This window comes from Nostoc sp. FACHB-888 (assembly GCF_014696655.1).
Lineage (GTDB): Bacteria > Cyanobacteriota > Cyanobacteriia > Cyanobacteriales > Nostocaceae > Nostoc.
Map to the genome: position 1 here is coordinate 1 of NZ_JACJQM010000179.1, position 8,488 is coordinate 8,488.

The 8,488-nt window shown below is 36.5% G+C and carries 5 protein-coding genes; 3 read left to right on the forward strand and 2 right to left on the reverse strand.

Annotated elements, in window-relative coordinates; all coding sequences use genetic code 11:
• Positions 1–769: 769 nt before the first annotated feature.
• Together H6G26_RS35530 and H6G26_RS35535 are read right to left on the reverse strand one after the other, a co-directional pair.
• Positions 770–1,507, reverse strand: coding sequence for a peptidoglycan-binding domain-containing protein (locus H6G26_RS35530; protein WP_242054138.1), 738 nt, complete (start codon positions 1,505–1,507; stop codon positions 770–772).
• A 133-nt stretch (positions 1,508–1,640) separates the two neighbouring features.
• The gene (locus H6G26_RS35535; RefSeq protein ID WP_190735976.1) at positions 1,641–2,960 is read right to left on the reverse strand and encodes a hypothetical protein; all 1,320 of its coding nucleotides are present in this window, start codon (positions 2,958–2,960) and stop codon (positions 1,641–1,643) included.
• Between the two features lie 914 nt (positions 2,961–3,874).
• On the opposite strand from H6G26_RS35535, the gene H6G26_RS35540 reads away from it, so the two are divergent.
• From H6G26_RS35540 to H6G26_RS35550, 3 genes are all read left to right on the forward strand, one after another.
• A complete protein-coding gene (locus H6G26_RS35540) occupies positions 3,875–4,744 on the forward strand; it encodes a hypothetical protein (RefSeq protein ID WP_190735978.1) in 870 nt (289 codons plus the stop codon).
• A gap of 114 nt (positions 4,745–4,858) precedes the next feature.
• Positions 4,859–5,485: a hypothetical protein gene (locus tag H6G26_RS35545; protein WP_190735980.1), complete on the forward strand. Its 627-nt coding sequence runs from the start codon at positions 4,859–4,861 to the stop codon at positions 5,483–5,485.
• A gap of 128 nt (positions 5,486–5,613) precedes the next feature.
• Positions 5,614–8,448, forward strand: coding sequence for a hybrid sensor histidine kinase/response regulator (locus H6G26_RS35550; protein WP_190735982.1), 2,835 nt, complete (start codon positions 5,614–5,616; stop codon positions 8,446–8,448).
• Positions 8,449–8,488: the final 40 nt, after the last annotated feature.

The window sequence follows — 8,488 nt, forward strand, 5'->3', positions numbered from 1 at the left end:
CATTTAAATTATCTAAAGGCGAAATATTATTTCTCAGAATCTCTAATTATTATAGCCGTGTTTTTACTGAATTTTATAAACAGAGGACAGAAAACTACTAGTACAATTACGGTCAGCAGACCGAAAAATTTTGCGAGCACTCTATGATCTATACATTGACATCTAATTCTTGTCTAAAAAACAGTATTTTTAAATACATTTTTTAGGATACTCATTGAGAAACTTATAATAAGTAAAACTAATCAATCAAAGAAAAAGTTAAGGGTAACTATCACACCAGAACATAGCTCTGGTGCGGTGGGATGTAATTTTTGTAAAATATGGGGGTAAAGAAGCGAAATTTTTAAGTTAGAGGAATATCTGGAAAGGCAGAGGGCAGTTCTTGCTGAAGGCACTTATGGAATGAATACTGACTCCTGCCCTATGCCCGTGACCAAACGGGTCTTAGGTCTAAAACCTTGCCATCTACACGGCGAAAACAACATTAGGAGCCAGTCCGGTGGTGAGGCAGTGCGGTCTTCTCCCAAAGGGAGAGGCTAGCGCCAAGGGAGTTTCCCCCATGAGCAACTGCCTAAAGGGTTTTCCGGCATAACATATTCCAATTCAACCTTAACTTTTTAAGTAATTAATTAGTTTTATTTATTTAGAGTTGTTGAAGAACTTTTCTGAAAAGTTTATCTAAGAATACGGTTTTTCTGACAATAGTCGGTTTTATAGGTATTGCTCTGTGTACGATCTGCTCGCAAAACTTTTCGGTCTACTGAAATTATTAGCTGCTTTTTCTCAAAAACGTCTCCATATTGATCGCAATGAAGCTCAACGTATGCCAGGTTCGTTGGCCAACTATTCCATCCACTCTTAAATTTTGCTGATTTTGAAAAGCCATAACAGCGGTTTCTGTTAATGGTCCAAAGTCTCCATCAACTCCAATAGGATAACCATTAGAGACTAACAACCGTTGCAATGCTCTAACGGCAATACCAGAACTACCAAATTTAAGGTTTGGTAGAGATTTGCTATTAAATTTTTCTGATTCTCCTAGAGGTTTTGCACAGTCTTTGCCTAAAGACTGGGCATACTTATCGGACTGGACTAAGCTAGAATAATCCAAAAAAGGGTTTTTTCGTCTGAATTTATGAAGTAGATTTTCCTTCTTTGTATGATCTTTGTTTAGGGATGAGGCATATTTTTTAGACTGGACTAAACGAGAATAATCTAAAGAATGTTTGTTCCGCCTGAACTTATGAAGTAAATTTTCTTTTTTTCGTGGCGGTATTGACAGATCAGTTTGGGCACTTCGATCTGACTGCAAGAACTCAAGTGGTATAGCTTGAGCATTTGGGGATAACTGACTTTGTATTGAATGGTTTACTCCATTCCCTATCTTAAATGGTTGCTGTTGCAACAAATTGACCGGAGATAATTGTTTTGTTGTTAACACACCTGCCATCAATAAACCCATTTCAGCAAAATATTCAACAAAAGTAGCAGCAGCTAAGTTTTTCATAGCGGGAATTTAAAATTTAAAGATTGATTAGAGACTATAAGTTATTGTCCGAAACATCGAAGACATTGATCTATATTGCCTTTAGCCATTTTACAGCAAGGAAAATAGTATACTTTTAACTTATAAAAACTTTTCAAACATACTCTAGGGTTTCCTCAGTATTAGATTCATCTCTAATTTTAAAATAGTAATAGAGATTTGTAATAGCTAAGTTAGAAGCTTTTTGCAAGTTGTTTAGAACTAATGTTTTGTAACCTGCAATGCTAGCTTGTTCATTAATATAAGCTTCGTACTCAAAACGCAAATCAGGTTTGAACATATATATCAACTGGTCACGCAAGGAATAAAAATGGGATTTCTCAGTTAAATCTTCGTATGCTAGCTGTTCGGGCGGTACTGTCAGGACTGTTGCTTGATTAATATAAAAAGTATGGGCAGGTTCTGAAGTGTTGAGATCGCTGTTAACTAAAAATTCTATTTCACTTTTTGAAAGTGACCGCATCCAATCAACTTGTGCCTGCCAGGTTTTCAAGATAGCAAAGTCATGGTTGCGAAAACGGCTGATTTCAGGAAATATAAAATCAAGCTCGTCGTATGACTGGCAACTGTCAATTATCATGCAGCTCTGTTCGCTAATTTTGTCGCAAAGACGCCAAAGGCAATCGCTAACAGCAGACATTTCATTCTGCACTTGGTATGTGATAGCGATTGCTTGTTCAATAGCCCAAGTACATTCAAATGTGCGGAGTAGTCCTGGTGCAGAGGTTTCTTCCAATAGGCGAGGATTAGTATAGTTTGCTAATGCCTTTAACAACATACTTCGTACCTCAGCAATTTCGGCATTTCTCTGACTAAAATCTTGTAATTGTATTGCCGCTTGTAATCGTTTATAGGCCTGAATAAATAGTGTGTACCCTTGTACTAAAACTATGCGATGCTGTTCAAAACTAATATCTTGGGCTACGTCCTCGATAATTTGATGTATTTCAGCTCCTTGATCTTTAAGGGCTTGATTCAAATTGATAAAGCCATTTTTGATTTCAAACCGTCTTTGCTCGACTTCTTTTCTAAGTTTGAGTATCTGGTGCAAGTTTACTGCCTCGAGTGCGACACTTGCTACTGTTCCTACCCCTATGAGAGCTGTAGTTGATTGCAGGATTTCTATGTTAGTTTGAAGTGATTTTAACCCAGCTTGTACAAAACTCATTTCTCGATAGTTTTTTTGAAAATCTATATAAGTTTGTACCATGTTTGTTCCTTTCATTAAGAACTGAACGGGTGTAAACAATGGTGATACAAGATTATCGCCGACTCGCGCACTAATTGCATAACCAACAAGTTTTCCTGTTGCAGTATCGCGTGCGATGCCTGTAGAGACCCCATTACTAAACACTTCTAGGTAGTTACCAGCTTCAATACCAGCTTTAATAGTAGGTGTGAATTCAAATAACATATTTTTACTTTGTAACAGCTAGTTTTTTAAGCCTAACTGTTACTTAAAAATTAACGTAATGGGTTTGACCCCCTGACTTTTCACGGGATGTAGAAGTGCGATTCGTTCCCTTGAACAATCGCACAGACAGAATTGGCGGATCGCCCTAATATCTTACGATCCCCTAGAAGCTGTTCGGATTTAAGTACCTGCACAATAAAAACCTCCGTAAACGTAACGCATAGGAGGTATTCATCAAAAGTAATTTTTATTGATTTAGTATCAAAATAACCTATACACAAATTGAAAATCATCTAATGTATTACTGAGCTTGAAAACTGCATACAAATAAAGATATCCCTACTTTAGAGAGCAGTGAAGGTATTGCACCAGTGAGATTAATAAGGTAATCCAAAATCATCATAATGCAGGTTTTATCAGAAAGGTATTGCGGTAATTACTGAAATTGAGAAATGCACATACCTTATAAAGTTCTTTCAACACTTGGAATAAGGGAGATCCAATGACTATCGGATTTATTGGCGGAATTTCTACTATCTGATGCCGATAAGGATTATTATCTACTCCTTTTAACTTTTCTCCACAAAACTTACAAACGAATAGCTAGTAGTTTATAAGGCTGTTGCATTCTGATGTATCATACAGCAACCGACTCTGACCTTTATACCCCGTTTTGAAAACTTTTTATTTATTGCTCTTTATATCTAGTTTCCCCTGTTCATCCTTAAAACGATTGTTTTCGTATCGCCATTTTTAACAAGTAAGTACTAAAATTGGCTGTTTTAATTTAAAGCCGTAATATCACTGATGTACATAAAATTAATAAAAAACTACATTAGTTATACAAGAAAAATTTGCATCATACCAAAGTTCGTAAACTGCTGATTATAGATAGTATTGAATTAATTTAACTTATGAAACTTTTTTCTGAAGCTCTCTTTAAGGAAGCATTTGATTTCTCCGAGTTGGAGCAGACAGTAACTGCTACGATTCGCCTGGCTGTAAGCAACCCGACTACATTATATATATTTTTGCAGTATTATACTTACTTCAATGGCTATGCGTCTTCTGTTATTTCTCGACTGGCAAGTTCTGTTGCTATGTCTCGTTATTTGTTTACCGACCCTGATATCTTGGTGATTGAAGAGGCAGATCGAGGATTTCAAATTTCTGCTGAAATTATGGTTGCAGCATCCGATGAGGGGGCTTATGGTATTACACATCGCGAATTAGCTCAATTGATGCTCAGGACAGCAGGAAACTATGCAAAACTTTCTACTAAAGAACGCAACCAATTTTCACAGGTTCCGGTTTGGCTAGATGAGATTGTACAAGCTGTGATGGCTGGTTACCAAGGAACGCCTGATGATGCAATTTCCTTAATCCGCTCAATCGGATTTCATGCAGCTTCGGAAATGTTGGGAGATCGCGAATATGCCCTGCTTGATATGATTGTCCGTTATGAAAACCAAGAATTTGGATTTGACCGCTATCTTAAACAACAAACTACTCCCGTCCCAATTCGAGGTCATCGCTATGATCCCTGGTGTTATGTTGTCATCCACGGCAAACATGAAGGTTCTGGTGCAGAAGCTAGGCATTTTGACCATGTTTTAGAAGCTCTGAATATGGTAGTTCGCTATCGGGCTGAATCAGAACAACAAATTTTGCAGTGGGTATTGGAAGGTTATCAAGCATTTGTATACATACAACAATCCTTATTCAGGGAAATTTATCGTGAATGTCTGCAACTGATTGAGGCTTCACAGATAGTTTCTCTATAACTGATGAGCGCTCTAGGGTGCATATACTAATTTGTTTTTTATGTTCAATTAAACCTTCTCTGGTGCTGCATCTACTACTTATTCATAAACTAACGTAGAAATTCATCAAAAATAATGTTTACTTGGCAAGGGGTAATTGGTCTAGTTGCAGGTTTTCTTTCCCTGTTAGGTTTTTTACCATACGTACTTAGTATTTATCAAAAAAAAACTCGACCAAACCGAGCAACTTGGTGGATTTGGGCGCTCGTTGGTTTCATCCTTTGCTTTAGCTATTATTCCTCTGGCGCTGTGAACACAATATGGGTTCCAGTTTGTTCAGCCGTTGGTCATTTAATTATTGCTATTCTGGCGCTGAAATATGGTCAGGGTGGTTGGAATAACTTTGACCGAGGGTGTCTATTAAGTGCTGGTATTAGTCTTGTACTCTGGTGGCAGTTTAGCTCTCCTACAATTGCTTTGGCGATCAATATCTGCATTGATTTTCTAGGGGCATTACCTACAATCAGGAAATCTTATTATCAACCATATACAGAAGATACTTTCAGTTGGACAATATTTCTGTCAGCACATACACTTAACCTTGTTGCCCTCCAAAATTGGTCTTTTGCGCTCTCAGCTTATCCACTATACTTATTTTGCTCAACTGCTACTATCGTTATATTTCTTCTGCGTCCTACAATAATCCGAAGGCAAACGGCCTCTGACAAACAACACAGCAAAAGAAAAATTCACAAGAGTTAAAACTTTTTTTCCCTAAGCACGCTCTCCAAGTAGTTAATCAATATTCTCACAATTTAAACTTCAAACTCAATTTGGGAATCCTATAGCTAGAAAGCCATAAAAATGTAAATAAAGTGACAAATTTGAGTATGTCATCAAAGCTGCTTCCTAGCCAAATTTATCGAGACAGTAAATCGAAGAAAATTTCATTACGCTTCATTCTTATTGTCCCTTTTGTGCTGCAAATTCTTACAGCGGTAGGGTTGACAGGATATTTGTCGTTACGGAATGGGCAAAAAGCTGTTAATGAATTAGCAAGCCAATTGCTGAGTGAAGTAAGCGAACGCATAGATCAACATTTAGATAGTTATATAAAAGTTCCTCATGATATTGTTGTGTTTAGCTCAGATGTAATAGATATGGGCTTGTTAGATTTACAAAACAAACAACAAATCGGAGAATTTTTTTGGAGGCGGCTGAAATCATCTGATGTCGGCTACATTCTCCTTGGTTTTCAAACAGGTGATTATATCGCCGTTGGGCATCTTTTTGGGGATGAGCGCATTACCATTGATGAATTATCCCCAGAAAATTATAATGGCAGTACTCATTTATATAGTTGGGCAACTGATAGCAAAGGTAAACGCACCAAGATTATTCAAGATAACGGAGAATTTATTGCCAAGAAAGAGGGGTGGTACGCAGAGGCGGCAAAACAACGCCAATCAGTTTGGAGTCCAGTTTATAACTGGTTAGTACCGCCATTTAGCTTATCTATTGCAGCTAGTCATCCTATCTATGACTCCAATAAAAATCTGGTTGCTGTAATTGCTGTAGAACAACGCCTTTCACAAATTAGTGAGTTCTTGCGCCAATTAAAAGTTAGTTCATCGGGAAAAACCTTCATTATTGAACAGAATAGTCTATTGATCGCTAATTCTAGTGAAGAACAACCATTCACGGTCAAAAATCGAAAACCCCAACGCTTGTCTATATCTGATAGCAAAGACCCTCTAATTCAAGCAACTGCAAAACATTTGGCTGAACGCTTTGGTAAGCTTAGTCAAATTCGTCAGGTTGAGCAAATTGGTTTTCTGCTTAATGGTAAGCGCCAGTTTGTTCAAATTACTCCTTGGCGAGATGACCGGGGATTAAACTGGCTAATGGTAGTTGTGGTGCCTGAAGAAGACTTTATGGCTCAGATTCATGCCAATACTCGTATAACCATTCTGCTATGTCTGTTAGCTTTGGTGCTGGCAATTATTTTGGGGTTATATACATCTCGTTGGATTACCCAACCCATTCTCCGATTAAATCAAGTTTCTAAGGTAATTGCTGATGGTAAAATAAACCAGAAAATGGAAGATTGCTCAGTTACAGAACTCAGTGTTCTTTTCCACTCTTTCAATTGTATGGCACAGCAATTGCATGAATCTTTTACTGCATTAGCTAATGCTAATGAAGAACTAGAAGTTCGAGTTGAAGACCGCACAAAAAAACTCAAGCAAGCAAGGGAAAATGCTGATAGTGCCAACAACGCTAAAAGCGAATTTTTAGCTAATATGAGTCACGAACTACGTACACCCCTTAATGGCATTTTAGGTTATGTTCAAATCCTTCAAGGCTCGAATAATCTAACAGAGAAAGAGCGCAAAGGTCTTAATATTATTCACCAATGTGGCTCCCATCTACTGACTTTGATTAACGATATTCTCAATCTCTCTAAAATAGAAGCTCAAAAATTAGAATTACATCCTACGCAATTTCATTTTCCTTCCTTTCTTCAAGCCGTTTGTGAAATATGTCAAATAAAAGCTGAACAAAAGGATATTGAATTTGTGTATCAATTCGATCCATGTTTGCCAATTGCTATCGAAGCAGACGAAAAACGATTACGGCAAGTTTTGATTAATTTGTTAAGTAATGCCATCAAATTTACTGATGCTGGAAGAGTAATTTTTAAGGTACAAATAACTCTTCCTAAAGATAAGCTGATTAATTATATAAAGACACTACCTAATTCAACAACTTATAAAATCCGCTTTCAAGTACAAGATACTGGCGTAGGTATAGACACTGAAGAATTAAAAAAAATATTTTTACCATTTGAACAGGTTGGTAACATTAAAAAGCAATCCGAAGGAACTGGGTTGGGATTGGCTATTAGTCAGAAAATTATTGCCATAATGGGTGGAAATTTGGCAGTGCAAAGTCAAATAGGCAAAGGTAGTATCTTCTGGTTTGAGTTAGAAATAGTAAAATCAAAAGAATGGATAAGCGTATCTAGAAAGTTACCAGAAAGAAGCATTATTGGTTATAAGGGTAAAAAACGAAAAATTTTGGTTGTGGATAATATTTCGGGAAATCGCTCTATATTTGTCAATCTGTTGGAGTTATTCGGTTTTGAATTGGCAGAGGCAGAAAATGGTCAAGACGGTTTAGCAAAAGTCATTGAGTTTGAACCTGATTTAATTATTACTGGTATTGATATGCCTTTAATAAATGGATATGAGATGTTATACCGTTTGCGAAACTTGCTAGAATTTCCGAATCTCAAAGTTGTAGTTTCCTCAGCAAGTGTATTTGGTTATGACAAACAAAAAAGCTTAGATGCTGGTGCAGATGATTTCCTTCCGAAACCTGTGCAATTATCTGAACTGCTAAATAAGTTAGAGAAACACTTAGAAATGGAATGGATTTATGAAGATAAGAATCTAAGTACGCTTACTTCTGCTAATATTATGAAAATTAGCAAATCAAATCAAGCAGAAATTATTCCTCCACCAATTGAGGAATTGGTTTATTTAAAAGAATTAGTTTTAAAAGGCCGAATAAAAGCCATTCATAAACACTTAGAGAAAATAGAAGAAATGGATAAAAAGTATGCTGTATTTGTTCAATATGTTAATTACTTGGCTCAAGATTTTAAAACAAAAGAAATTAAAGACTTTATAAATGAAATGTTTAATTCCAACTATTTATAAATATTGATTAAAAAAAGTTTAATAGTTTTTAGGTAAACAT

What these genes read in the sequence shown, in the direction of transcription:
- H6G26_RS35530 (WP_242054138.1), bottom strand. Translation starts at nt 1,507, where the DNA reads ATGAAAAACTTAGCTGCTGCTACTTTTGTTGAATATTTTGCTGAAATG.
- H6G26_RS35535 (WP_190735976.1), bottom strand. Translation starts at nt 2,960, where the DNA reads ATGTTATTTGAATTCACACCTACTATTAAAGCTGGTATTGAAGCTGGT.
- H6G26_RS35540 (WP_190735978.1), top strand. Translation starts at nt 3,875, where the DNA reads ATGAAACTTTTTTCTGAAGCTCTCTTTAAGGAAGCATTTGATTTCTCC.
- H6G26_RS35545 (WP_190735980.1), top strand. Translation starts at nt 4,859, where the DNA reads ATGTTTACTTGGCAAGGGGTAATTGGTCTAGTTGCAGGTTTTCTTTCC.
- H6G26_RS35550 (WP_190735982.1), top strand. Translation starts at nt 5,614, where the DNA reads ATGTCATCAAAGCTGCTTCCTAGCCAAATTTATCGAGACAGTAAATCG.